This window comes from Massilia pinisoli (assembly GCF_024753285.1).
Classification (GTDB): domain Bacteria; phylum Pseudomonadota; class Gammaproteobacteria; order Burkholderiales; family Burkholderiaceae_D; genus Telluria; species Telluria pinisoli.
Window position 1 is genome coordinate 56,484 of record NZ_JANUGW010000007.1, and the last position, 25,724, is coordinate 82,207.

The 25,724-nt window shown below is 65.4% G+C and carries 17 protein-coding genes; 10 read left to right on the forward strand and 7 right to left on the reverse strand.

What is annotated here, in order from left to right; all coding sequences use genetic code 11:
* Nucleotides 1-28: 28 nt before the first annotated feature.
* Together NX784_RS11525 and NX784_RS11530 are read left to right on the forward strand one after the other, a co-directional pair.
* On the forward strand, nucleotides 29-1,081 hold the full coding sequence (locus NX784_RS11525) for a S1/P1 nuclease (RefSeq protein WP_258816802.1): 1,053 nt from the start codon (nucleotides 29-31) through the stop codon (nucleotides 1,079-1,081).
* Between the two features lie 116 nt (nucleotides 1,082-1,197).
* The gene (locus NX784_RS11530) at nucleotides 1,198-2,031 is read left to right on the forward strand and encodes a MipA/OmpV family protein (RefSeq protein WP_258816803.1); all 834 of its coding nucleotides are present in this window, start codon (nucleotides 1,198-1,200) and stop codon (nucleotides 2,029-2,031) included.
* Nucleotides 2,032-2,108: 77 nt separating this feature from the next.
* Here NX784_RS11530 and NX784_RS11535 read toward each other — a convergent pair whose 3' ends face one another.
* From NX784_RS11535 to NX784_RS11555, 5 genes are all read right to left on the reverse strand, one after another.
* On the reverse strand, nucleotides 2,109-3,074 hold the full coding sequence (locus NX784_RS11535; RefSeq protein ID WP_258816804.1) for an ABC transporter permease: 966 nt from the start codon (nucleotides 3,072-3,074) through the stop codon (nucleotides 2,109-2,111).
* Nucleotides 3,075-4,166 (reverse strand): ABC transporter permease, encoded by a 1,092-nt coding sequence (locus tag NX784_RS11540; RefSeq protein ID WP_258816805.1) that lies wholly within the window; start codon nucleotides 4,164-4,166, stop codon nucleotides 3,075-3,077.
* 2 nt (nucleotides 4,167-4,168) lie between these two features.
* A complete protein-coding gene (locus NX784_RS11545; protein WP_258816806.1) occupies nucleotides 4,169-5,698 on the reverse strand; it encodes an ABC transporter ATP-binding protein in 1,530 nt (509 codons plus the stop codon).
* 104 nt (nucleotides 5,699-5,802) lie between these two features.
* Entirely contained in the window at nucleotides 5,803-6,804 is a 1,002-nt protein-coding gene (locus tag NX784_RS11550; protein ID WP_258816807.1) for a BMP family lipoprotein, read from the reverse strand.
* A 281-nt stretch (nucleotides 6,805-7,085) separates the two neighbouring features.
* Nucleotides 7,086-8,024 carry an alpha/beta hydrolase gene (locus tag NX784_RS11555; RefSeq protein WP_258816808.1) on the reverse strand — a complete coding sequence of 313 codons (939 nt, stop codon included), beginning with the start codon at nucleotides 8,022-8,024 and terminating at the stop codon, nucleotides 7,086-7,088.
* A gap of 208 nt (nucleotides 8,025-8,232) precedes the next feature.
* On the opposite strand from NX784_RS11555, the gene NX784_RS11560 reads away from it, so the two are divergent.
* Entirely contained in the window at nucleotides 8,233-9,078 is an 846-nt protein-coding gene (locus tag NX784_RS11560; RefSeq protein ID WP_258816809.1) for a hypothetical protein, read from the forward strand.
* A gap of 37 nt (nucleotides 9,079-9,115) precedes the next feature.
* Here NX784_RS11560 and NX784_RS11565 read toward each other — a convergent pair whose 3' ends face one another.
* A complete protein-coding gene (locus NX784_RS11565; RefSeq protein WP_258816810.1) occupies nucleotides 9,116-10,147 on the reverse strand; it encodes a FecR family protein in 1,032 nt (343 codons plus the stop codon).
* Nucleotides 10,144-10,704 carry an RNA polymerase sigma factor gene (locus NX784_RS11570; RefSeq protein WP_258816812.1) on the reverse strand — a complete coding sequence of 187 codons (561 nt, stop codon included), beginning with the start codon at nucleotides 10,702-10,704 and terminating at the stop codon, nucleotides 10,144-10,146. Before NX784_RS11570 ends, NX784_RS11565 begins: the two co-directional genes overlap by 4 nt.
* A gap of 121 nt (nucleotides 10,705-10,825) precedes the next feature.
* On the opposite strand from NX784_RS11570, the gene NX784_RS11575 reads away from it, so the two are divergent.
* From NX784_RS11575 to NX784_RS11605, 7 genes are all read left to right on the forward strand, one after another.
* Nucleotides 10,826-13,690: a TonB-dependent receptor gene (locus NX784_RS11575; protein WP_258816813.1), complete on the forward strand. Its 2,865-nt coding sequence runs from the start codon at nucleotides 10,826-10,828 to the stop codon at nucleotides 13,688-13,690.
* 62 nt (nucleotides 13,691-13,752) lie between these two features.
* Entirely contained in the window at nucleotides 13,753-14,865 is a 1,113-nt protein-coding gene (locus NX784_RS11580) for a helix-turn-helix transcriptional regulator (RefSeq protein ID WP_258816814.1), read from the forward strand.
* Nucleotides 14,866-15,005: 140 nt separating this feature from the next.
* The gene (locus NX784_RS11585; protein WP_258816815.1) at nucleotides 15,006-20,006 is read left to right on the forward strand and encodes an OmpL47-type beta-barrel domain-containing protein; all 5,001 of its coding nucleotides are present in this window, start codon (nucleotides 15,006-15,008) and stop codon (nucleotides 20,004-20,006) included.
* Nucleotides 20,007-20,015: 9 nt separating this feature from the next.
* The gene (locus tag NX784_RS11590) at nucleotides 20,016-20,651 is read left to right on the forward strand and encodes an NF038129 family PEP-CTERM protein (RefSeq protein WP_258816816.1); all 636 of its coding nucleotides are present in this window, start codon (nucleotides 20,016-20,018) and stop codon (nucleotides 20,649-20,651) included.
* A 25-nt stretch (nucleotides 20,652-20,676) separates the two neighbouring features.
* Nucleotides 20,677-21,783, forward strand: a complete 1,107-nt coding sequence (locus NX784_RS11595; protein WP_258816817.1) for a glycoside hydrolase family 43 protein — start codon at nucleotides 20,677-20,679, stop codon at nucleotides 21,781-21,783.
* 64 nt (nucleotides 21,784-21,847) lie between these two features.
* Nucleotides 21,848-24,007, forward strand: a complete 2,160-nt coding sequence (locus NX784_RS11600; RefSeq protein ID WP_258816818.1) for a LamG-like jellyroll fold domain-containing protein — start codon at nucleotides 21,848-21,850, stop codon at nucleotides 24,005-24,007.
* Nucleotides 24,008-24,037: 30 nt separating this feature from the next.
* Nucleotides 24,038-25,723 carry a glycoside hydrolase family 43 protein gene (locus tag NX784_RS11605; protein ID WP_258816819.1) on the forward strand — a complete coding sequence of 562 codons (1,686 nt, stop codon included), beginning with the start codon at nucleotides 24,038-24,040 and terminating at the stop codon, nucleotides 25,721-25,723.
* Nucleotide 25,724 lies beyond the last annotated feature (1 nt).

Sequence of the window (25,724 nt, forward strand, 5' to 3'; positions counted from 1 at the left end):
TATAAACGATATGAAACGAAAAGTTCTGATGAAAACGATCGCCTGCGCGCTGCTGCTCGCGGGCGCCTCCGTGTCGCTGGACGCAGCCGCGTGGGGCACGGACGGCCACCGCGCCGTGGGTGCCATCGCCGACCAGCTGATCAAGGGCACCCATGCCGAGCGCCGCGTCAAGGCGATGCTGCTGCCGGGCGAATCGCTGGAAGCCGTCTCCACGTGGCCCGATTGCGTGAAGGGCAACTGGTGCGGTCCGCAGACGCCGGAGATGATCGCGTACGTGGCCGCCAATCCGAAGCACAGCGAGTACCACTACACGGACGTGCCGTTCCAGCTCGACCACTACCACGACGGCGCGCCCGGCACGGCCGACGACGACATCGTGCAGACCCTGAAGGAGTGCATCGCCGTCCTGCGCGGCAACGACACCCCGGTGACGAACCCGCACAACTTCACGCAGCGGCAGGCTCTGATCCTCGTGACGCACCTGGCCGGCGACATCGTCCAGCCGCTGCACGTGGGCGCCGCCTTCGTCGACAAGGACGGGCATTTCGTCGTGCCGACGACGAAGGCCGAGATCGACGAGACCGCCGTCTTCGATTCGCGCGGCGGCAACAACTTCCTGCTGGACGACGCGAAAATCGAGCAGATGTCCGCCAACCTGATCCCGCCGGGCGAACCGAAGCCGGAGAAGCCGGGTGTGCCGAAGGCGCTGACGAAACCGTTCCACTCGTACTGGGACAGCACGACGGTCGACTATGCGTTCCGCCGCATCCGCACGAAGACGCCCGAGCAGTTCGCCCGGGCCGTCATCGCCGCCAAACCGGCCGTCGCGAAGAGCGCGGGCGATCCCGCGACGTGGCCTTACCAGTGGGCCGACGACACGCTGGCCGTGTCGAAGACGGCGTTCGCCGGCGTCACGGCGGGGGCCATCGTGCCGCAAGTCGACAAGAAGGGTGCAACGTATTACACGTGGAGCCTGGAAGTGCCGGGAGATTATCCGGTGCCCAGCTCCGCGCTGGCGAAGACGCAGATCATCAAGGGCGGCTATCACCTGGCCGCGCTCTTGAAGGCGATCTGGCCGTAGGCTGGCCGTAACCCGCGGCCGCTATCCTGCGGGAGCCGCCGCGTGCCCACGAGGCCGCGGCGGCTTTTTCATGCGCATCCGTTAGAATTGGCATCCCATCGTTCCAGACCGCTTCCATGCCCACCTTGCTTCGCCTTGCCCTCCCTTTACCCTTGTTGATCGCGCTGCCGGCCGCCGCCGCCGATGGCGATGCGCGCACTGTGCCCTTGTGGGAGGCGGGCGTGGGCGCCGCCGTGTTCAGCACGCCCGCGTACCCGGCCTCGTCGGACCGCAGCACGCGCGGCATCGCACTGCCTTTCCTACTGTACCGCGGCAAGGTGCTGCGCGTCGACCAGGGCGGCGTGGGCGCGCGCCTGTTGAACACGGACCGCGTGGAATTCGACGTCGGCTTCGCCGCCGCGCTGCCCGCGTATTCGAAGGACGTGGAGGCGCGGCGCGGCATGCCCGATCTGGGCACGCTCGTCGAATTCGGCCCGCGTGTGAAATACAAGTTCGCCGACCTGGGCGATGCGGGGCGCCTGCGCGCGGAGCTGCCCGTGCGCGCCGTCATCGAAGGCCGCGGCGGTTTCCGCCGCCAGGGCTGGACGACGGAACCGCGCCTCGTGTGGGAACAGCGCGGCGACGGCGGCCGCTGGACGCTGGAGACGCAACTCGGCGCCGTGTTCGGCGACCGCCGGATCCATCGCTATTTCTACGAAGTGGCACCGCAGTACGCGACGGCGGACCGGCCGGCTTATCGCGCGGACGGCGGCTTGATGCTCGTGCGGACGGGCGTGTTCGGCACGCTGCGCGTGAACCCGGACGTGCGCGTGTTCGGGTTCGTGCGGCTGGACAGCTATGCGGGGAATGCGAACCGGGATAGTCCGCTGTTCGAGAAGAAGGCCGGGGTGTCGGCCGGCGTGGGCTTCGCGTGGACGTTGGCGCGGTCGACCCGCAGCGCGAACGAGTAACGCCGGTGTCGGTTGAACGCGTGGACGGCAAGCCGTCCACGCGTCCAACGAACGCTTGCCTACCGGCGTATGGACAATTATCGCGACTTGACGAACGGCTTGCCGATCGCTTTCGGCGCCACCGACTTGGCCATCAGACCGGCCAGCACGACCACCGTGACGACGTACGGAATCGCCTGAATCAGGGAGCCGGGCAGGCGCCCGACGACGGGCAGGTCGACACCTTCGAGCTGGATCTGGATCGCACCGAACAGGCCGAACATCAGGCAGCCGAGCACCGTGTGCAGCGGGCGCCAGTTGCCGAACACGAGGGCCGTCAGCGCCAGGTAGCCGGCACCGGCCGACATGTCGCGCAGGAAGAAGCCGCTCTGGACCAAGGTCAGATAGGCACCCGAGAACGAGCACAGTACGCCCGCCACGAGCATGGCGAGATAGCGCGTGCGCTCGACGGAGACGCCGGCCGCGTCGGCCGCGTGCGGGTTCTGGCCGCAGGCGCGCAGGCGCAGGCCGAAGCGGCTGTGGTACACGACCCAGTGCACGACCGGAAGCAGCAGGAACGCGACGTACACGAGCACCGACTGGCCGCCGATCACGTGGCCGTACAACCAGCCGATGAAGGGGATGTTGTCCAGCGCGGCGGTGCCGGGCAGGATCACGTCGACGAGGCGAGCGGTGCGGAGGTCCGGCGTGCGGCCGCCCTGCTGGAAGAAGAATTGCGCGAGCACGAACGTCAGGCCGCTCATCGCGATGTTGATGGCGATGCCGGCGACGAGCTGGTTGCCCTTTTGCGTGATCGACACGAACGCCTGCACCATCGCGAGGGCGACGGACACGCCCATGCCGGCGAGGATGCCGTACCACGGGTTCTGCGTCGCATACGCAACAGCGGCCGAGGCGAACGCCGAGGCGAGGATCTTGCCTTCGAGGCCGATGTCGACGACGCCGGAACGCTCGGCGAACAGGCCGGCCAGCGCGGCGAACATCAGCACGGGCGCGTTGCGGATCGTCGAGACGATGATGCTGGCGATGTGGAAGTCTTCCATTCAAGCCTCCTTGGTGGTGCGGGTGACGTTGATCAGTTTCAGGATCGCGGGGGCGTAGAAGTTTTCCATCGCGCCGCAGAACAGGATGATCAGGCCCTGGATGAAGATGAACGTCTCCTGCGGGATGTTCGGCTTTTCCAGCGACAGGTCGAAGCCGCCCTGGATCAGCGCGCCGAACAGCACCGACGACAGGAAGATGCCGACCGGATGCTGGCGGCCCATCAGCGCGATGGCGATGCCCACGAAGCCCGCGCCTGCGGGGAAATTCAGCGACAGGTAGTGCGTGGAACCCATCACGGAGTTCACGGCGCCGAGGCCCGCGAGCGCGCCCGACACGAGCATCGTGACGATGATCGTGCGGCTGATCTTCACGCCCGCGTAGTGTGCCGCGTGCGCGTTCAGGCCCGTCGCACGCAACTGGTAACCCCACGACGAACGCCACACGACGACGCCGTAAATGACGAGTGCGACGATGGCGAGAATGAAGCTGATGTTCAGCGGCGCGTCGCCCAGCACGGGCAACACCTTGTTCAAGAGGGGCAGGGCGGCGCTGTCGGCGAACACGCGCGACGCGGGATTCTGCTGGCCTTCGGGAATCAGCTTCAGGATCAGCCAGTTCATCACGTTGGCCGCGATGAAGTTGAACATGATCGTCGTGACGACGACGTGGCTGCCGCGCTTGGCCTGCAGATAGCCGGGAATGAAGGCCCACAGCGCGCCGAAGACGGCCGCGCCGATCATCGCGAGGGGAATCATCAGGATGCCGGGCAGGTGGGCGTCGAGCGCCAGCACGGCCCACGTCAGGCCCAGGCCGCCGATGTACATCTGGCCCTCGGCGCCGATGTTGAAGAGGCCCGCCTGCATCGCGATCGACACGGCGAGGCCCGCGAAGATGAAGGTGCTCGCGTAGAACAGCGTGTACGCGAGGCCTTCCGGATCGAGGATCGCGCTGTCGACGAGGATGCGCAGCGATTCCGACGGGCTCTCGCCCAGCAGGTGGATCACGAGCGCCGCGACGAGCAGCGCCGACATCAGGTTCAGGACGGGCAGGACGAAGCCCGTGGCCCAGCGTGGGAGTTCGGTCTTTTTCATGATCAGGACTTGTGCATGCCGCCCATCAGCAGGCCGATGCGGGTGGTGTCGAATTCGTCGACGGGGAGGATGCCGGCGATGCGGCCGCCGCACATCACGATGATGCGGTCGGCGAGCGCACGCACCTCTTCCAGCTCCACCGACGACAGCAGGATCGCCACGCCTTCGTCGCGCAGCCGCAGCAGTTGCGTGTGTATGCTTTCGATGGTGCCGATGTCGACGCCACGCGTCGGCTGGCCGACGAGCATCAGCTTCGGCTGCGCCGCCACTTCGCGCGCGATCACGACCTTTTGCTGGTTGCCGCCCGAAAGGAGGCCGATGCGCAGGTCCGGATTGTTCGGCCGCACGTCGAACGCCGTCATCAGGTGCGCGCAGCGCTGCGCGATTTTCTTGTAGTCGAACAGGCCCCAGCGGTTCTTGACCTTGTCCTGGTAGCCGAACACCGTGTTCTGCATGACGGAGAAATCCTTGATCACGCCGTCGCGCAGGCGGTCTTCCGGCACGTGGCCGATGCCCAGCGCGCGGAACGTCGCGGGCAGGCCGTCCGCGTTCGCGCGGTCCGCGTACGGGAGCGGCTGGCCGACAAAGTCGACGCGGCCGGCGGTCGGCAGGCGCATGCCGGACAGGATCTCCAGCAGCTCGCTCTGGCCGTTGCCCGACACGCCCGCGATGGCGACGACCTCGCCCGCGCGCACGGTGAAGTCGATGTCGGACAGCAGGGCCACGCCGTTCGTATCCTTCAGCTGCAGGTTCGACACCTTCAGTACCTCGGCGCCCGGATTGTACGGCGCGCGCGGCAGCTCGCTCTGGATCGGGCGGCCGACCATCATGTTCGCCAGCTGTTCCTTCGACGTCTCCGCCGTCTTCACGGCACCGACGACGCGGCCGGCGCGCATCACCGTCACCTCGTCCGTGATCTCCATGATCTCCTGCAGCTTGTGCGTGATCAGGATGATGGTCTTGCCCTGGTCCTTGAACAGCCGCAGGATCTCGAACAGCGACGCCGTCTCCTGCGCCGTGAGCACGGCGGTGGGCTCGTCGAGGATCAGGATGTCGGCGCTGCGGTAGATCTGCTTGAGGATCTCCACGCGCTGCTGCGCGCCGACGGACAAGTCGTGGATCGTTGCGAGCGGGTCGACGTCGAGGCGGTAGCGGTCGCAGATCTCGCGCAGCTTCGCTTCCACGGCGCCGCGCGTGGCGGCCAGCTTGAAGCCGCCTTCGTTGCCCAGCATGACGTTGTCGAGGACCGTCATGTTCTCGACGAGCATGAAGTGCTGGTGCACCATGCCGATACCCAGCGCGATCGCCTCGTGGCTGGTGCGGATGTCGCGCGGCTGGCCGTCGATCAGCACCTGGCCGCTGTCGGCATTGTAGTAGCCGTACAGGATGCTCATCAGGGTCGACTTGCCGGCGCCGTTCTCGCCGATCACGCCGTGGATCGAGCCCTTGGCGATGGCGAAGCTGACGTCGGCATTCGCCTGCACCGCCCCGAAGGCTTTGCTAATGTTGCGAAATTCTACGGCTGACTGCATGGCGGTCCGTTTTCGGTAGACAGAATAAAAGAGGAAGCATTCATTTAAAAGCGCGCCGCGCCGGCATGGGCCCGGCGCGGCGCGCTTTCATCGTTCACGGCGGCTTACTGCGGGCACGAACCGGCCGCGCGGTAATCGACCACCTTGATCTTGTCGGCGATGATGTCGGCCCGCGCCGCCAGCACGCGTTTTTCGATCTCGGGGGTGACGACCATGCGGTTGTCCTTGTCGAGCACCCAGTCCACGCCGCCTTCCTTCAGGCCCAGGTACGTGATGCCCGACGTGAACTGGCCGTTATTCGCTTTCATGAACGCGTCGTACGCGGCGTTGTCGACGCGCTTGACCATCGACGTCAGCATCGTGCCCGGGTACAGGTAGTTCTGGTTGGAGTCGACGCCGATCGCCAGCTTGCCTTTTTCCTTGGCCATCTGCAGGGCGCCCATGCCGGAACCGCCGGCGACGGCGAACACGACGTCCGACCCGCGGTCGAATTGCGCGCGCGCCAGCTCGCCGCCCTTGGCCGGGTCGTTCCATGCCGCGCTCGTCGTGCCGACCATGTTCTGCAAGAGCTGGACTTTCGGGTTGATCGCCTTCGCGCCCTGCGCGTAGCCGCAGGCGAACGCGCGGATCAAGGGGATGTCCATGCCGCCGACGAAGCTGATCGTCTTGGTCTTCGATGCGATCGCGGCGGCCACGCCGACGAGGTAGGAGCCTTCCTGTTCCTTGAACAGCACGGAGTTGACGTTCTTGCCCTGGGCATTGCCGTCGATGATCACGAAGTGCACGTTCGGGTATTCGGCCGCGATCTTTTGCACGGGCTGCGTCTGCGAAAAGCCGATGGAGACGATCAGTTTCAGCTTCTTGCGGGCGAGGGCGCGCAGCACCTGCTCGGCCTGCGTGTCGTAATTGGCCTGGGCTTCAAACACTTTGACGCCGGTTTCCTTCGTGAACCGTGCGACGCCTTCGGCGGCGGACTGGTTGAAGGACTTGTCGAACTTGCCGCCGGCATCGTAGACGATCGCGAGCTTGGCGCCGGCCATGTCGGCGCTGGCGCTGGCGCTGAGGCACAACGCCGCGATCGTCATGCAAATATGCTTGAATTTCATCGATTGGCTCCTGAATCCCGTATTGTACCGGCGCAACGGCTGTGCTGGGAGGGGAATGATTGCGCCTGGCCGGAGCCGCGCTGTCGTGTCGTCGCAACAAGCTCGGCAGGCGTCTGGACCATGATGCTGTGCGGGAATGTGGTGACCTTCGCAACCCATCTTGGCACTATGCATCAGCCCGTTTATTCGTGGCAAATACGATTTTGCTTAGTGATTTATTTGCCCATCATATAAATAGGCATGGGTCCGCACGATTTCTTGCGGACAGCGAGACGTTGTCTTTATTGCTCGGCGAGGGGCGCGGGAATCGCCGCGGCCGCGACCACGGCGGCGGCCGTCGTGGCGGGTGCGACGACGATCTCCGTCGCGGCCGGTGCGGGGATGGAGGCCGTCGACGGCAGTCCGGCGGCCTCGACCGGCTTGGCGAACTGCGACGTGAGGAAGCGGGCGATGCGGCCCTGGGTGTCTTCCAGGTAGGGGATGTTCATGTGGTCGGAATCCGGCACCGTCTCGTCCCCGATCAACTGGGCCAGTTTGCCGACCAACTGGTCGGTGTGCGAGTGGGGCACGATGTCGTCGCTGGCCGCGCGCAGCACGAACGTCGGTGCCTTCAAGGTGGGCGCGTACTTGATCGATTCGAAGCGGTGGCGCAGCATGTATTCGATCGGCATCACGCGGAACTTGCGCTTGGCGAGCGCCAGGATCGAATCGTACGGCGTGATCAAGACGACGGAGTGCACGGGGCGCTCCTTCGCCACCTGCACGGCCACGCCGGAACCGAGGCTGCGGCCGACGACGGCGATGCGGCGCGGATCGACGTGGTGGTGCGCCGCCATCCAGTCGAACAGCATGCAGGCGTCGTCGATCATGTGCGCTTCGGCCGGATCGCCTTGCGAGTCGCCGTAGCCGCGGTAATTCACGGCCAGCACGGCCATGCCGGGAAACAACTTGCCGGCATCGCGCACGACCCAGGATACTTCCTCGGAGCGGCCGCCGAAATAAATGACGGCGGGACGCAAGCCAGGCGTGCGCGGCGTCATCAGCCAGCCGGACAGCCGCGTGCCGTCCTTCGCGCGCAGCACGACGGGGCGGGTGCGGTGGCCACTGCTGCGCGGATGTTCCACTTCGCGCTCGACGGTGGGATTGAACACGAGGCGGCGCTGGTTCGCCGCGACCGCGGCCGTGAGGCCCAGCCACAACATGCTGGCAAACCCAGCCATACCTGCCGCCAATTTTTTGTTTGTGCTCATGATTACAGTCTACCCCCGCGTGCCGGACAATTCTGTGCGCTGCCCATCAAATACGGCTCGATTATGGATCGGATTCTTGAACAGTAGCTTTGCCGCAACATCCTGTTACAGCATCGGCGTTGCCCTGGTGGTCACGGCTTTGTTAGGCTGTTAATGAACGAAGAACGCAGGAGGCAAGGTGAAGTGGAAAACGGTCGTGCCGGCATGTGCGGCACTGGGCCTGGTGGTGGTGCTGGCGGTGCCCGCGTGGCGGATGACGCAGCCGGCCGCGACCGCACCCCTTCTTGTGCCTGCGGCGGCCCCGCCCGCAGCTGGGGCGCCGGCGTGGCTGTCCGACGTGCCCGCGCTTGCGCCGACGCCCGCGCCCGTTGAGCCGCTGGCGCAGCGCATCGACCGCCTGGCCGCGAGCGGCGATGCACGCGACGCCTACCGCGCGTGGTGGCTGCTGCACGCCTGCGTCGTGTTCGAGCGCACGGGCCGGCAGCCGGAGCGCGACGGGAACGAGCCGGACACGCTCGCCGATCCCGCGCACGCCTGCGCGACATTGAACGAAAGAACGAAGATGGCGCGCATCGACCACCTCGAGCGCGCCGCGCGCGCGGGCGTGGACGGCGCGCTGGCGGAACTGGTCGAGGAGGGCCCGTTCGGCGACCCGACCGCGCTGATGACGCGTCCCGACGACCCGCTCGTCAAGGAATGGAAGGCGCGCGTCAACGGCATGCTGAGCGCGCAGGCGGAGGATGGCTACTGGTCGAGCCTGTATCAACTGTTCACGGGATTCTGGTTCGGGCACCCCGCGATCGCCGCCGACCGCCAGAGCGCGCTGGCCTACGGCATCGCGCTGCGCGACATCATGGTCAAGCTGGACGGCGTGCCGGAACCGCAGGCGATCCCGTTCAACGGGCCTTTCCTCGACGAGATCGGCACCGGCCTGACACCCGCCGAAAAAGCCCAGGCGCAGGCGCGCGCGGACGCGATCGTCGCGCGGGCCGCTGACAAGCGGGGGCATTCAGCGCCGCTGTAAGACCGGGCAGGCACGAACGGAAATGGCGAACCGGGCGTCAATCGCGATGCGCATGTGCCATGCCGGCCCGGCGCTCCGTCGACGGGCGGCGACTTGCGATGGTGATCGTGTCACCGCTTTCGCGCACGTCGAGGCCGAAGCCTCGCTGTAACAAGTTGGTGAAGCCTTTGATATTGTCCACGTCGAAGCGACCGCCGATTTTCAGCTTGGCCGCGTCGGCGTCGGCCAGCACCAGCCGTCGCTTGTTGTAGCGGTTGAACTCGCTGGCGGCCTCGTCGAGCGTGACTTGATCGAATACCAGCTTGCCTTCCCGCCAACTCAACAGTTGGTCGATTGCCGCGTCGCTCTCGTCGGACTCGCGCATCGTGACCGGCGTGGCGACGACTTTTTGGTGTCTTGCCAGGATGACCGGCGTCCGGCTCGGCAGTTGCCCATTCTCGACCTGGACACGACCGTCGACGACCACGACCTCGGTGCCGCTGGCTTCACGCCGAACGGTGAACTTCGTGCCCAGCACGGTGATCCTGTTTGCTCCGGACATCACGACGAACGGGTGGGCGGCATCGTGTGCGATCTCGAAATAGGCCTCACCTTCGTCGAGCCAGACCATGCGCGCGCTCCGGCTCACGCGCGCGCGTAGCAACGTTGCCGTGTTCAACGTGAGTTTGCTTCCGTCCTGCAGCGCATACGTCCGGTGGGTGCCGAGCCGGGTCGCGTAGCGAACTTCGGCAGGAGGACTCCGCACAGCCGACCAGCCCGCGGCAGCGCCTACCGCCACCAGAATGGCGGCGGCGATGCGCCATTGGGAGAATCGCGGCAGGGACCGGCGTTCCGCTTGCGCCGGGGCCGGATCGGGCTGTGCCGGCGGCGCGGCTGGCCCGGTTGCGCAAGCGGCGGTCGAGCCGGCCTTCGACCACGCCGCGGCCAGGCGCAGGTAGGCGACACGATGGGCCGTCGCCAAGGCGAGCCATTGATCGAGTTGCGCCTGATCGACAGCCGACCAATTGCCGCTGTCTTTCCTGGCCAGCCACGCCGCCGCCTGTCGTTCGATGTCCAGATGCTTGCTCATGCAACCTCGGGTTCGCTGATCGTCTTCACTTTGTTGCGGCAGGCGCCAAGGGCGGCCGCAAGAAACCGTATGCCTTTCGCGATCTGCTTTTCGACTGTGCCCTCGGTGATTCCCAACTGGGCCGCCACATCGCGCTGCGACAATCCCGCAATCTTGCGCAGTTCGACGACTTCACGACACTTGGGGGGCAGATCGGAGAACGCTTCCTCGAGGCGTTCGACGGCTTGCCGGCCCATGGCATGGCGCTCGGGACACAACTCGTCGACGGCATCCGGGAGCTCGCCGGACGGCGCCAGCGCGACGACCGCGGCGACTTGCCTGTGTCTCGCGCGGTCGATCAGCAGGTTGCGGGCGACGGCGAAGACGAAGGCCTTCGTGTTGGCCGGCAAGCCCACTTCGGCGGCTTCGTACACGCGCACGTACACGTCCTGGCGCAGATCCACGATGTCATCGGTTTCGCGGCAATGATGCCGAAGAAAGCCGATCAGCATGGGTTCAAGGGGAAGCACTTCTTGAACAAACCAGTTGTCCAGCGCTTCATGTAAATCGGATGACATGGAAACAGCATGCCATACCCATGCGCGGATTGTCGAAAATAAATTTCGATAAAGATGGGGGATTTTCTGGCGTGCATCGTCTTACCATGGAAGTGACGGTCCGCCTTTGTAACGAGAAACCATGAGACAACCTCCCCATGCTGCCAAGCTGGCCATCGCATGCTTGCTTGCCGTTTGCCTCGATGCCAGGGCGCAGTCGGCGGTCCGGGAGTTCGATATTCCTGCCGGCGACATGAAGACTGCCATCGACACGTATGCGGCACAGTCGGGCGCGCAACTGCTGTACAAGGTGGCCGAAGTCGCCGGCCTGGCCGGCAAGGCGGTCAGGGGAAGGATGACGCCGGAAGCGGCCTTGTCCCGGCTGCTCGATGGGACGCCATTGCGGGCTGTGCGCGACGCCGCCGATGCGGTGGTGATCGTCCGTGCCGCTGCGCGTCCGGCGGCCAGGGTGGCGGTCGAACCGCGAGGCGAGGCGCCGACGGTGATCGTCAGCGGCGTCCGTGGCGGGCCGGAAGAGGCGCGCGACCGGAAGCGCGACGCGGACGCGATGGTCGATGCCGTCGCCGCCGCCGACATCGCCAGGCTGCAGGGCCAGAATGCCGCGCAAGCCGCCCAGCGCGTCCCGGGTGTGCAGGTGCAGCGCTATCTGGAAGAGGGCGGCGCGTTCGCGATTCGCGGCCTGAAGCAGTCCAAGGTCTTGCTCAACGGGCTGGAAGTGTACGGTGCCAAGGCGCAGTCGGGCGAGGCCAATGGCCGCAACCTCGACCTCGAGGACGTTCCGGCGGACGTGCTGGCCGGCGTCGACGTCGTCAAGAGTGCCGTGGCCAGCGACGTGGAAGGCGGCTTGGGCGGCATCCTGAATCTCCGTACCCGTCAACCGTTTGATATCAAGGGTTCGACGGCAAACCTCACCGTGAAGGAAACGTATTACGAGATGGCGCCGGGTTTTGGCGGCAAGCGCCGCGCGCAGGCGTCCGGGTTGATCAGCAGGCGCTGGACGACGGGCGTCGGCGAGCTGGGCGTACTGCTCAACCTTGCACATGCCGGCAGCGTGTTCGGCCTGACCGAGGATGAGGTGCAGCGTCCCCATTCGGTCGGCAATTACGCCGGTTCCGGCAAGACGGTCACGCTGCCGGTCGGCATGTTCACCGGTAATGGCCACAACGGCGAGCGTGAACGCGACACCCACGTCGCCGCATTCCAGTGGCGCCCCGGGGCAGCCATCAGTCTTTACGCCGATTATTTCGACATGCACTACCTCCTGGACCAGCGGTTCCAGACGGCGCGCCTGTATGCGGGTCGTCCGACCTCGGACTATGAATTGTGGGGTGACGGCAATGGCGACGGCGGCGACAACCTGCGGCGCGGGACGTTCGCCGACAGTACGATGACCACCGCGTCCGTCGTCGGCAACGAAGGCCGCAAGATCAAGCTCTACGACCTGGGCGGGCAATGGGGCGACGGCGGCAGGCTGACCGTCAAGGCGCGCCTTTCTCGCAACGAGACGGCCGTACGCAATACGCTGGTCGAATGGGGAACCTACGCGAGCATCCCGATGATGAGCCTGGCCATCAACGATGGCGCGGCGTCGCACGTGTCGGTGTCGGGCGTCGACCTGACCGATCGCGTGAATTTTCGCCCGGCCTATCTGCTCTCGATCGCTGCGGACGGGACGCAGAAAAGTACCGCGGCGACGCTCGACGCAAACGTCCGCCTCGATCGCGCCACGCTCCGCTCGGTCGACGTCGGCGTGCGCCTGAACGGTTACACGCGCCGGGCGTTCGGTTTCGTCCACGAGTATTGCATCGACGGGTGCAACGGCGGCACATCCCTCGCCGCTGTCGATCCGGCGCTTCTGTACCAGGTTCCCGCGGCCCAGTCGCGCGAGATCGGCGCCTATCCCGCGTTCGCGATCGCCGCGGTGCGCCAGCAGGCGGCGCTGCGCGCCCTGTACGGCCTGCCGGCTGTCGACACGACCATGCCGGACTATGCGCAGCGCAATCACGAACGAACCACGGCGGCGTACGTAAAGTTCAATTTCGCCACTGACGTTGCCGGTAAACCCGCCAGCGGCAATGTCGGGGTGCGCTATGTCGACACGGCCCTGCACGGTGACTCGTATGCCGCGGATGCGGCGGGCGCACTGGCGCCGCGGGCCAGCGATTCGACGCGGCAGGACGTGCTGCCATCGTTCAATGCCAAGGTCCAGGTGCGGGATGACCTGGTATTCCGGCTGGCCGCATCGAAAACCGTGGGACAGCTCAATTTTTCTTACCTGCACGCGGGCTTGAGAATTTTAAATCCCGTCCAGCACGACGCCGAGGAAGGCAATCCGGACCTGAAGCCTTATACGTCGAGGAATGTTGATCTGGCGCTGGAGCACTATTCCGGTGCCAAGGGCATGGCGTCTCTGAATCTGTTCTACAAACTGGCGGAGGGCTTCATCCAGACCGTGGCGGAAACGCGGACGATCGATGGGGAAGCGTATCGGGTCGCGACCTACAAGCAGACAGGTCTTTCCAGGATCAAGGGCATCGAAATCGCCTACCGGCAGTTTTTCGACCGGCTGCCGGCGCCATTCGACGGCCTGGGCGTGCAGGCGAGCGGCACGTTCGTGGATACGCAGGCGCCATCGTCCGTCGCCGGCCGGGACGTCCCGCTCGTGGGCTTGTCCAGGAACAGCTGCAACGTCATCGGCATCTACGAGCGGGGCAGGGTCAAGGCGCATCTCGCCTACAACCACCGCAGCAGCTTCGTCGCGACGACCAGTTCGTCGGGCGCGCAGGGCGTGCCGGTGTTCGTCAAGGCCTTCGGCACGCTGGACTTCGCCGTCGGCTTCGACATCACCCGGCAGCTGTCGCTCGTACTTGACGGCGCCAACATGACCGGCGCCCACATCGAGCAGTACTACGGCGATACGCATCATCAAATGAATTATGTACCGCTGAACAAGCGTTACGGCGTGCAAATGCGGTACCTCTTTTGAACTGAACCCTCGATATGGCTATCTCGACTTTATTATCGTCCGCGACCGGCGACGAGACAGGTTTGTTCAATCTGACGATCCACGCGGTCTATCAATCGGTACACGAAACGGACCCTTGGCGCAGCTGTCTCTCGCTCATGGTGAAGTATTTTCGGGTTGCGAACGCAGCGCTCATGGTGCGGCCTTCATCCGCGAGCGATCCCGGCCATCTGGTGTGCGTGCCGGCCGGCGACCCGGCCATGGAGCAGGCCTGCCGCAGCAAATGGTACGAATTCGATCCCTTCATCGACGTGCCGCCGGAATGCGTCATGCTGGGCTCGAACCTCATGACGGAGGCGCAGTGGCAGGGCAGTGCATTTTGCCGTGATGACTTGAGACAGGCCTTGCCCGCCGACGCGCGCCATGTGATGGGGGTTAACATCACGACCCAGGCCGGAACGACGGCCATGCTGCGCCTTCGCCGCGTCCAGCATGCACCGCCATTCGACATCGAGGACAAGCAGCGGCTCGCCATGTTCGTGCCGCATATAAAGCAGGCACTGACGCTGACGGCTCACCTGAGCGGCAACGAGCTGCAAATGAAGATCTACGAAGAGGGGCTGGCGCGGCTGAACATCGGCGTGATCGTGCTCGACGAAGCCGGTCAGTTGTTGCGGGCGAATCCCACTGCGTGCCAGATGCTCGACAGCGCCGACGGCGTCAGGTTGGCAGGCAGCCTCCTGGCGGCCAATACCCAGGCCGAGACGCGCGACCTGCACCGTTTGCTGGCCAGCGCGCGCGAGCACCCGAAGCGCGTCACGGCCATGTGCCTGAGCCGGCCGTCCGGGCGCCGCAAGCTGACGGCGGTGGTCCGCGGTTTTCCGCTGGCGGAGGTGGCGGACGCGCGCGCGCGGCCCATGGTGGCGATATTCCTGCGCGACCCGGACGTGGCTGCCGAACCCGCGCATGACATCGCGCGCCAGCTGTTCGACTTCACGCCCGCCGAGGCCCAGTTGGCGATCGAACTGCTCAACGGCCTCAGCCTGGACGAAGCCGCCGGGAAGCTGGGCATCTTGCGCAATACGGGGCGCGCCCACCTGCGCGCAATTTTCTCGAAGACCGGCGTCACACGGCAGAGCGAACTCGTGCGGGTCCTGCTCAATGGCGTGCTCGCGCTCTCGACGACAGAGAAATAGAGGGCAGCGCATCTTCGTTTTTCCATAGTCCGAACGGACGATGCGGCACGCCGGATCTTTACGCATGATATCGATAACCTAGAGCGGCCGCAGGCTGCACGAGTCACCGCGTCAAATACATAACATCAGGAGGGGAGACTATGAAGAGAACCAGAACCGGACCCGCGATGCGGTTCCGGCACATTGGCCGGATCGCCTTGGCCGCCAGCCTCGCCGCGATGCTCTTGACGATCCAGGTCGACAGCGCGTGCGCCGCCGACACGATCCAGACGCTGGCCACCGGTTATCTGCCGACGCTCAGCGAGCGGGTCGATGCCAGCGGCTTCCGCCATCCCGGTATCGGATTCACCAAGGACCAGCTGGAAAACATGCGGGCCGAAGTGCGTGCGCAAAAAGAGCCGTGGAACACCTATTTCAATAACATGCTTCTCTCCGCCGCGGCCTCGAAGACGCCCGCGATCAAGAACATCAGCGCCACCGATTCCACGCAGCCGCGCTACTACGGCATCTCGACGCAGGGGATCGAAAAACTGTTCATCGACGATGCGAACACCGCCTATACGCAGGCCGTCCTGTATCTGGTGACGGGCGACGATACCTATCGCGCCAACGCGATGCGCATCATCCGGCTGTACGAGCTGATGGACCCGGCCCAGTACGCGTACTACACCGATTCCCATATCCACACGGGCATCCCGCTGCAAAAGATGGTGAGCGGGGCGGAAATCCTGCGCTACACGACCACGCAGACGCCGGCGCTGGCGTGGACGGACGATGACACCACGAGGTTCACGGACAACCTGGTCATCCCGGTCGTCCAGACCTTCAACAGCTGCAATTGCCGGTTCATGAACCAGCACCTGTACACGACGATCGCCGCGATGACAGGCGCCATCTTTTCCGAAAACCGGGACCTGTACAACCAGTCGGTCGAATGGTTCATGGTGAACAAGGACGCGGTGGACCAGGGGCAGAACGGCGCCATCAAGCAGTTGTTCCGCATGGTGACGAAGAACGACCTGACGGGCGAAGACGTGGCGCCGGCGATCCAGCACGTCGAAATGGGCCGCGACCAGGCGCACGGCGGCGGCGACATCACCAATGCCGGCATCCTGGCGCGGCTGATGATGGCGCAGGGGACCAAGGTCGATCCGGTGACGGGCACGCCGTCCACCGAGACCAATGCGGTCGGCCCCTATGAATTCCTGAATGACCGCATTCTCGACGCCGCCGAACTGTATGGCTCTTACATGACGGGCCTCGAGATTCCCTGGGTTCCGACCGCGTCCCATATGGACCCGGACGGCACGCCGACCATTGTCTATAAAGCCGTGTCTTGGGCATATCGCGGCAGGTCAGGATTGAACTACTGGGAGCCGTTCTACTACTACAGATATGGCCGTGGCATCGACCTCACGCAGCGCGCACCCAATTTCACCAGGTTCTACACCGACCGCATCGGGTATGGCTGGGACAGTCCCGATGGCGGCGGCGATTTCTGGATCGGCATTCCGAAGGCGGCCGAAGCCGAAGGGGCCAAATACCTGGTGAAGCCGACCACCGACCCGTACCGCGAAGCGGAAGACCGCTACCGGTTGCTGGACAGCCGGTCCGCGGTCGTGAACGACGGTTCCGCGACCTTCATCCGGGCCACCGCGGCGCCGGAAGGCACGAGGTTTTCCGTGTACGGCTACGGCTACGGCGCGACGTACTACGGCATCCGCATCCGCACCAACGGCACGGCGCTGATGGACAACTACGGTACCAGCATCCCCTTGCCGAATACGCATGGCGAGTGGCGTTACGTGATCTTTACCGGCAATGTGAGCGACTACATTCCGCTGACGATCACGGGCAACGGCACCACGGTCGACGTCGACCATATCAACGTCAAGGCCAGCACCTTGCTGACCCCGCCGGCATTCAACATCGGCACGGCCGACCAGACGCTCTACAGCTATGCGGGAACCACGCAAGCGGCCACGCTGGACCTGTCGGCAACCGACCCGGGCGCCGGCGAAACCGTCACGTACCAGGCCGACAACCTGCCCGCGGGCGCGTCCTTCAATACGTCCACCGGCGCTTTCTCGTGGAATCCGACCCAGGCCGGCACCTATACCTTCTACGTCGGCGCATCGGACGGCACCACGGTGACGATGAAGACCGTCACCGTCATCGTCGACGCGGGCCGGCAGGGCGCGGTCGACCGGGCCACCGCTCCATACACGGCGGGCACGCAATATGTCGAGTCGACGCTGCCGGCCTACAACGCCGCGTACGCCGACATGATGAGCGTGATCGACACCGCAAGCGACGCCGTGTTCTACCAGAAGCTGGCGGCATTGCGGACCGCGGCGGCAGGGCTCGAGCAAGTCAACCCGCTGCTGAGCGATGGCAGCCTGGACTTCCGCAAGATGTTCTTCAGTTCGGATTTCGCCGCCAACCTGATCCCGAACCTGGTGGACAACAGCCAGGACACCAGCAGCGGCTGGGGACCGAACCTGACCTTCAACATGGACTTCGGACCGAGCTTCAAGGTCGCAGCCAACGACTTCAAGGTCCGGACGGTCGGCGGCTTCCCCGAGCGTACCGGCGGCGTTGCCATCTTCGGTTCCAACGACAAGGAAAACTGGACCCGCCTGACGCCGGGCCTGTCCGTCAGGACGGACTTCATGCAGGACCTGCCGGTCTCGGATGAAGTCAAGACGACGAAGTTCCGGTTCCTGAAGATGCAGATGATCGAGCCGTTCGTCCCCGTCTATCAGCCATTCGCCATCCTGGAGATGTCCGAATTCCGGATTTTCGGTACACGCTATCCGACGGTCAACAAGCTGACTTCGGTGTCGCTCGGCTCGGACCAGGCGCTCAAGAAACGCGTCGTGGCCGGCAACACCGTCAAGGTGACCTTCACGTCGAGCGAGCCGATCAACAACGTCGTGGCGACGGTACAGGGCCAGCCCGCCACCGTGACCACCGCCGACAACCTGAACTGGACCGCCACCTGGGTGGTCAATAACAGCGCGCCGGCCGGCAACGTGAAGTTCCTCATCAACTACAAGACCGCCGACGGCGTGGATGCCGAGCCGACGCTGTTCACCACCGATGCCACGTCGCTGTTCGTCGCGGACGAGACCGGCATGATCGCGAATCCCCTCGCCATCACCGTGCCGAGCGATTCGAGCGGCCGCAGCATGTCGGACTTGCTGACGGTGGCCGGCTATCTGTTCGATAACAACATCACGACCGGTACGGATTTCCGTGTCAACGGCAGCGGCTGGGGCGCCTGGGTGTCCTTCGACTTCAAGGGCGGCGGCACGGTGACCCTGTCCAAGGCCGAAATCCTCTCCCGCCAGGACAGTTTTTACGGCCGGATCGGTGGCGCCGTCATCCAGGGTTCCAATGACAACGTGAACTGGGACACGATTTCCAGCCCGGCCACGGCGACCCAGGAGTGGCAGACCCTGTCCATGACCAGCATCCAGCCCTACCGCTACATCCGTGTCTACGACGGCGGCAACTGGTATGGCAACATGAACGAGCTGAAGCTGTACGGCGTGGTCGCATCGACCAACAAGATTGCGACCGCTTCGATCAGCTCGCCCCAGGCCCTGCGCACCCGTATCGTCCCGGGCAACACCGTGAAGCTGAATTTCACGGCCAAGGAAGCGATCAATAACGTCACCGCGACCATCCAGGGCGTGCCGGCCACCCTCACGACGGCGGACAACATCAACTTCGTCGCCACGGCCACGCTGCCGCAAGGCACCGCGCCCGGCCAGGTGAAGTTCGAAGTCGACTACACGACGGCGTCCGGCAAGACCGGTTACCCGCTCAAAGAGGTCAGCGACGGCACGGTCCTGTACCTGGTCGACGAGTCGGACGTCTTGCGCAACCTGACCGCCAGCACCACGCTGATCGATACCACGTCCAACCGGACGGCCGCATCGACCGCGACGATCACGGGCTACCTGTTCGACGCCAATGCCGGCACGGGGACGGACTACCGGCTCGGCACCAGCGGTTCGGGTGGCTCCATCACGTTCGACTTCAAGGCGGGCAACCAGGCCACGCTGACCGGCGTCGAACTGCTGGCGCGCCAGGACCAGTATTACACCCGTGCGAAATATACGGTGGTGCAAGGGTCGAACGACAACACCAACTGGACGACGCTGACCACGGCGGCGGCCGCAACGCCCGAGTGGCAGACATTCCCGGTCACGGGCGGCGTGCCGTATCGCTACATCCGTATCTGGAACGGCGCCGCCTGGTACGGCAACCTGAATGAGGTGCGCTTCCACGGCACGGTGCAGGGCGCGGACACCACGCCGCCCGTCACCAGCGACAACGCGCCGAAGGTGCCGGTGAACGTCGATACCACGGTGTCCTTCGCTGTCACCGATAACAGCTCCGGTACTGCCGCGACCTATTTCAACGTCAATGGCGGTGCCCAGCAGACGGGCAACGCGGTATTGCTGAGCTACGAGGGCAGTTACGCGCTGTCGTACTGGAGTGTGGACAAGGCCGGCAACGTCGAGCAGCCGCACAACGTCACCGTCACCATCGACAAGAGCGCGCCCGTCACCACGGTGACCAGCAGCCCGGCCGCACCGGCGAACGGCTGGTACAGCTCGACTGTGTCGCTCGGCTTCACGGCCGCCGACGCGAGTCCCGGCGTCACCACCTGGTTCAAGGTGGATGGCGGCGCGCAGCAAAGCGGCAGCGCGGTGGTGCTGAGCGCCAAGGGCGCCCACACGGTGGACTACTGGAGTGTGGACCAGGCGGGCAATGCGGAAGCGCCGCGCACGCTGGCCATCAACATCGGCCCGATCGACCTGAGTGCCAGCGTCAAGTTCACGCAAACCGGCGCGACGCTGAACCGCAGCACCGGCAAGTATGTCGGCAGCGTGACGGTGACCAACAACACGTCGTCGACCTTGTCCGCCCCTTTGCAAGTCAAGCTGGGCAATCTGACCAGTGGCGTGACGCTGGACAATGCCAGCGGCAACAGCGGCGGCGCGCCTTACGTGACGTTGGCGGGTTCGCTCAGCCCCGGCGCCAGCGTCAGCATCCCGTTGACCTTCAGCGACCCGGGCCGCTCGGTCATCGGCTACACACCCTCCCTGTTCATGGGTAACTTCTAAGGATCGGTCATGCTCTTCGATTTTCAAAACCAGGCAACAAAACTGCTGCGGCGTGTGGCGCTGGCCCTGGCGCTGGCGGCAGGTTGCGGCGCCGCGTCGGCCACCATGCTCCACGTGTCCATCGATACTTCCACCTTCGGCGCGGCGAGCGGTTATATCGACATGGAGTTCAGCGCCATTGCCGGCGCGCCGCTGGCCACCGCGGTGGTCAGCAACCTGGCGGGATTGGCCGCGACGCCGGACATCCAGTGGGGCGTGGAGCAGGTCAGCGGAGGCTACAAGTTCGGCAACGACACGCTCAACCTGCTGTCGCATGCGGCCACGTTCGGCGGCGTCGTGTCGTTCGACCTGGCGATCACGGGCGCCGACGACCCGAGCGCCGGCTACGTGTCGGTCTTCAAGGTCGACGCGTTCGATGGCGCGAACTACCTCGGCAACGTCGACCCCATCTCCGGCGCGCTGGCCACCTTCCTGTGGACGCCGCCGCAGGTCGCCGGCGCGAGCGGCGACGTGCTGGCGACCGTGTTCGACGACAGCGTGACCGTGGTGCCGGAGCCGGCGGATGTGCTGCTGGTGGTCATTGGTGTGGCGGCGATGGTGCTGGTGCTGCGACGGCAGGCCAGCGTACGTGACGTCCATGCGTGAAACGCGAAACAACGTGCAGACCTCGATGAAAAGTATTGTCCTGAATGCCGTCGTCGGCCTCGGGCTGGCGCTGTCCGCCGGCACGCCCGGCGCGACCGTGTTGCAGCTGGTGCCGAAGATTGCCCCGCGCGCGGACGCCCGCCCGCCCGCGGAGCGCGACCTGGCCGCCTACCTGTTCGTGTTCTTCCGCGACGAAGACCACTCGATCCACTTCGCCACCTCGACGGATGGCTACAGCTTCACCGACGTCAACGGGGGCGAGCCCGTCGTGCTGGGGAAGGACATCGCCGAGCAGAAGGGCGTGCGCGATCCGCACATCATGCGCGGGCCGGACAACGCGTTCTACATGTCGATGACGGACCTGCACATCTTCGCCCAGCGGGAAGGCTTGCGCAGCACGCCCTGGGAGCGTCCCCAGGATTACGGCTGGGGCAACAACCGCGGCCTGATCCTGATGAAATCCTATGACCTGATCCACTGGACGCATGCCGAGGTCCATCCGGGCGAACTGTTCCCCGCCTACGGCGACATCGGCGCCGCCTGGGCGCCCGAGACCATCTTCGATCCGGAGAAGAGCAAGCTCATGGTCTACTACACGACACGGGTGAAGGGCGGCGACAACCACATGGTCTACTCGTACGCCAACGACGCATTCACGACGCTGGAGACGGCCCCCCGGGCCTTGTTCACGTATCCCAAGCCGGGCAAGAGCACGATCGACGGCGACATCACCAGAGTCGGCGACAAATACCACCTGTTCTATGTCGCGCACGACACGCCGGGCGGACTGCGGCACGCCGTGTCGGACCGGATCAATGACGGATTCGTCTTCGATCCGCGCAAGGTCGACCCGGAGACGGTGCCGTGCGAGGCCCCCACGGTGTGGCGCCGCATCGGCACGGACACGTATGTGCTGATGTACGACGTATTCGGCGCCCGTCCAAACAACATGGGGTTCTCGGAAACGAAGGACTTCGTCACGTACAAGAACCTGGGCCGCTTCAACGATCCGGGGTCGCCGATGAAGGCGACCAATTTCACGGGGCCGAAGCATGGCGCCGTGATGCCGATCACCGCGGCCGAGCTCGCGCGCCTGCAGGCCTATTTCGGCGGCAAGCCGGCGACACACTGAGGCGGGCGGCGCCTGGCCCGGGCCGCCATCGATAGCGTCACCTTGACGCAAGAGAGGAGATGACATGGCAAAAAAAGATCAGCAAGAAATGTCGTTGGAGCGCAGGAATTTTTGCGCGGGCACGCTGGGCCTGGCGGTTCTCGGTCCGCTCGGCTTGGCGGGATGCGGTGCCGGCGCCGGATCGACGGCGGGCGCCGGGGAACGGACGGCGGTCCAGCTGGCCACGACGGGCACGGCGCGCGCTTTCGTGCACCCCGGGATGCTGCATGCCCAGGCCGACCTCGACCGGATGCGCACCAAGGTCGCGGCGCGTGCGCAGCCGTGGCTCGACGGCTGGAACGTGCTGACCGCCAGTGCCATGTCGCAGCTCGGGCAGACGCCGAACGCGCAGACGACGATCACGCGCAGCAGCACGACGAACAACTCCAGCATTCTCTATAACGATATCGCGCGCACCTACCAGTCGGCTCTCCGCTGGCAGATTTCGGGCGACACGCGCTACGCCGACCAGGCTGTCGCCTTCCTGAATGCCTGGGCCTACAAGCTCACGGCGATCAACGGCGACACCAACGCCGCGCTGGCCGCGGGGATTTACGGCTACCAGTTCGCCAACGCGGCGGAACTCATGCGCGGCTATGCCGGTTATGCGGCGCTGGATTTCAAGCAGTTCCAGGACATGATGGTCAGCGTGTTCTATTCCATTAACCATGACTTCCTCCTCAATCATTACGGCGCCAACATCTTCCACTACTGGGCCAACTGGGACCAATGCAACCTGGCGTCGATGCTGGCCATCGGCATCCTGTGCGATCGCGCGGACATCTACAACGAGGCGATGAGCTACTTCCAGGCGGGTGGCGGCAACGGCGCCAGCATCAATGCCGTCTATTACCTGCATCCCGGCTACATGGGGCAGTGGCAGGAGAGCGGCCGCGACCAGGGCCACTGCACGCTTGGCGCGGGACTGGCGGGAGCGTTCATGGAGATGGCCTGGAACCAGGGCGACGACATGTACGGCTACAACGCCAACCGCTTCCTGGCCGGCGCCGAGTACGTCGCCAAGTCGAACCTGGCAGACGCCAACGGCAGCTACTACACGATGCCGTACACGACGTACCAGAACAAGGACACCACGCAGAGCGTGTTTTCCACGGCGAGCCAGCCGAATCTGCGCCCGGTCTGGGAAATGATCTACAACCACTACGTGAACCGCAGGGGCATCGACGCGCCGTGGGTCGCCGCGATGGCTGCGAAACTGCGCCCCGAAAGCGCCAGCAGCGGCGACCAGCTGGGCCTGGGCACGCTGACGTTCACGCGCGATCCAATCGCCATCGGCGCCAACCCGAGCGGCCTGACTGCAATCCTGGTCGCAGGACAGGTGGTGCTGTCGTGGTGGGGCACCGTCTACGCGACCAGCTACAACGTCAAACGTTCGGCCACGCCGGGCGGCCCCTACACGACGGTCGCCAGCAGCATCGTCGATCCGCGCACCTGCACCGACAGCGGCATGGCCGCCGGCACCTGGTACTACGTGGTGACGGCCGTGACGCCGACCGGCGAATCCGCGCCGTCCAACGAGGCGAAGGTCGTCACCGCGACCCAATTGCACACCTGGCTGACCTTCGACCAGAGCAGCGGCACGACGGCGACCGATGCCACCGGCAACGGCCACAACGCGACGCTGACCAATGGCCCGCTGTGGGTCGCCGGCCGCAGCGGCAATGCCGTTTCGCTGGACGGCGCCGACGATTACCTGGCGCTGCCCACCGGCGCGCTCGCCGACCTGTCGGACTTCACGGTCGCCACGTGGGTGTACTGGAATGCCGCGCAGACCTGGACGCGCATCTTCGACCTGGGCTCGGGAACGGGGCGCTACATGTACCTGACGCCGAGGAACGGCGCCGGCGTCGTGCGCTTCGCCACCACCGTCGACGGCAACTACGGCGAGCAGGGCATCAACGGCAGCGCGGCCTTGCCCACGGGGCAGTGGGTGCACGTGGCGGTGACCTTGTCCGGCACGACCGGCACCCTGTACGTGAACGGCGTCGCGGTCGGCACCAGCACGGCCATCGCGCACGCGCCGTTCCGCCTCGGCGCCACGATGCAGAACTGGATCGGACGTTCGCAGTACTCGGGCGATCCGTGCTTCAACGGCAAGCTGGACGACTTCCGCATCTACCGCGGCGCATTGAGCGCGGCGCAGGTGGCGGCGCTGGCGCAGTAGCGAATCCGTATTTTTAAAACAGGAACATCGATGAAGTATTTGATCGCGACCGTCGCGTGCGCCGGTCTCGTCCTCGCATCGCCGGCGCATGCCGGCGATGCGAGGTTCGGCTTTTATTCGTACAGCGGGAAGAGCCAGGAAAGCGCCCTGGCAAAGCCCGCGCCGGGCCAGTTCGTCAATCCGGTCATCTCGGGGTATGCGCCCGATCCCAGCATCACCCGGGTGGGCGACGATTACTACCTGGTCACATCGAGCTTCGTCCATTATCCGGGCCTGCCGATCTACCATTCGCGCGATCTGGTGACGTGGACCCAGATCGGCAACGCCATCGACCGTCCGGGCCAGGTCGACTTTTCCGGCATGAAGGTGTCGGCCGGCCTGATGGCGCCGTCCATCTCGTATCACGACGGCCTGTTCTACATCGTCTGCACCAATCGCAAGAACTTCGTCATCACGGCCAGGGATCCGGCCGGCCCATGGTCCGATCCGGTCACCTTCGAATTCGACGGCATCGATCCGTCGCTGTTCTGGGACGAGGACGGCAAGGCGTACATCGTGAACAATGGCGCGCCCCAGGGCGGCGCCCTCTATCCGGGGCACCGCGCCATCTGGCTGCAGGAGTTCGACCCGGCGACCAGGACCATGACGGGACCGCGCCGGCAGATCATCGACGGCGGCGCCGACCTGTCCACCAGGCCGTTCTGGACCGAGGCGCCGCACCTGTACCGGAAGGGTGGCTACTACTACCTGATCGACGCGCAGGGCGGCACCGGCGAGCAGCATGCCGAAGTGGTGTTCAGGAGCCGCGCCATCACGGGCCCCTACGAAAACTACGCCGGCAATCCGATCCTGACCCAGCGCGACTTGCCGGACAACCGGGCGCATGCGGTCGGGACGGCCGGGCATGCGGAATTCGTGCAGACGCCGGACGGGCAGTGGTGGTCGGTGTTCCTGGCGACCCGCAACTACGGCCCGGACCTGTACAACATCGGCCGCGAGACGTTCCTGCTCCCCGTGACGTGGAAGGACGGGTGGCCCGTGATCCTGGAACGCGGCAAGCCGGTGCCGTTCGTGGTCGAGCGCCCGGGATTGCCGCGGGAACCGCGTCCCGCACAGCCGCAGAGCGGCGACTATGCGTACGCCGATGATTTCACGGGCCGCAAGCTGGGCCTGGGCTGGATGAGCGTGCGCATTCCCGCCGCCGCGCCCTACACGCTGGACCACGGCAGCCTGGTGCTGAAAGCCGGCGAGGGAGGGATCGGCGACATCCACCACGTGCCCGCATTCGTCGGCCGCAAGCAGGCGCACGCGATTGCCACGGTGAGCACGGCACTGCGCTACACGCCCGACAGCGACGGTGACCGCGCCGGCCTCGTCGCCATGCAAAGCGACGACGCCTATCTTTTCCTCGGGGTGCAGCGGGAGCAGGGCAGGGACATGGTGACGCTGAGCGTACGTAAGACGGCGCAGGATCCGCAGCAGGGGCGCGTGCTGGCCCGCGCGCCGCTCGCCCGCGCCGGCAGGCCCGTCTACCTCAGGCTGTCCATCGATGGCGGCGTCCTCGGTGCCTCCTACGCGCTGCGCAAGGACCAGTGGACGCCCCTGGCGACAGGCGTGGATGCGACCTTCCTGAGCACCAGACTGGCCGGCGGATTCGTCGGCACCGTGATCGGCCTGTACAACGAGCAGGCGCCCTCCCGCGCAGCAAAGGAATGAA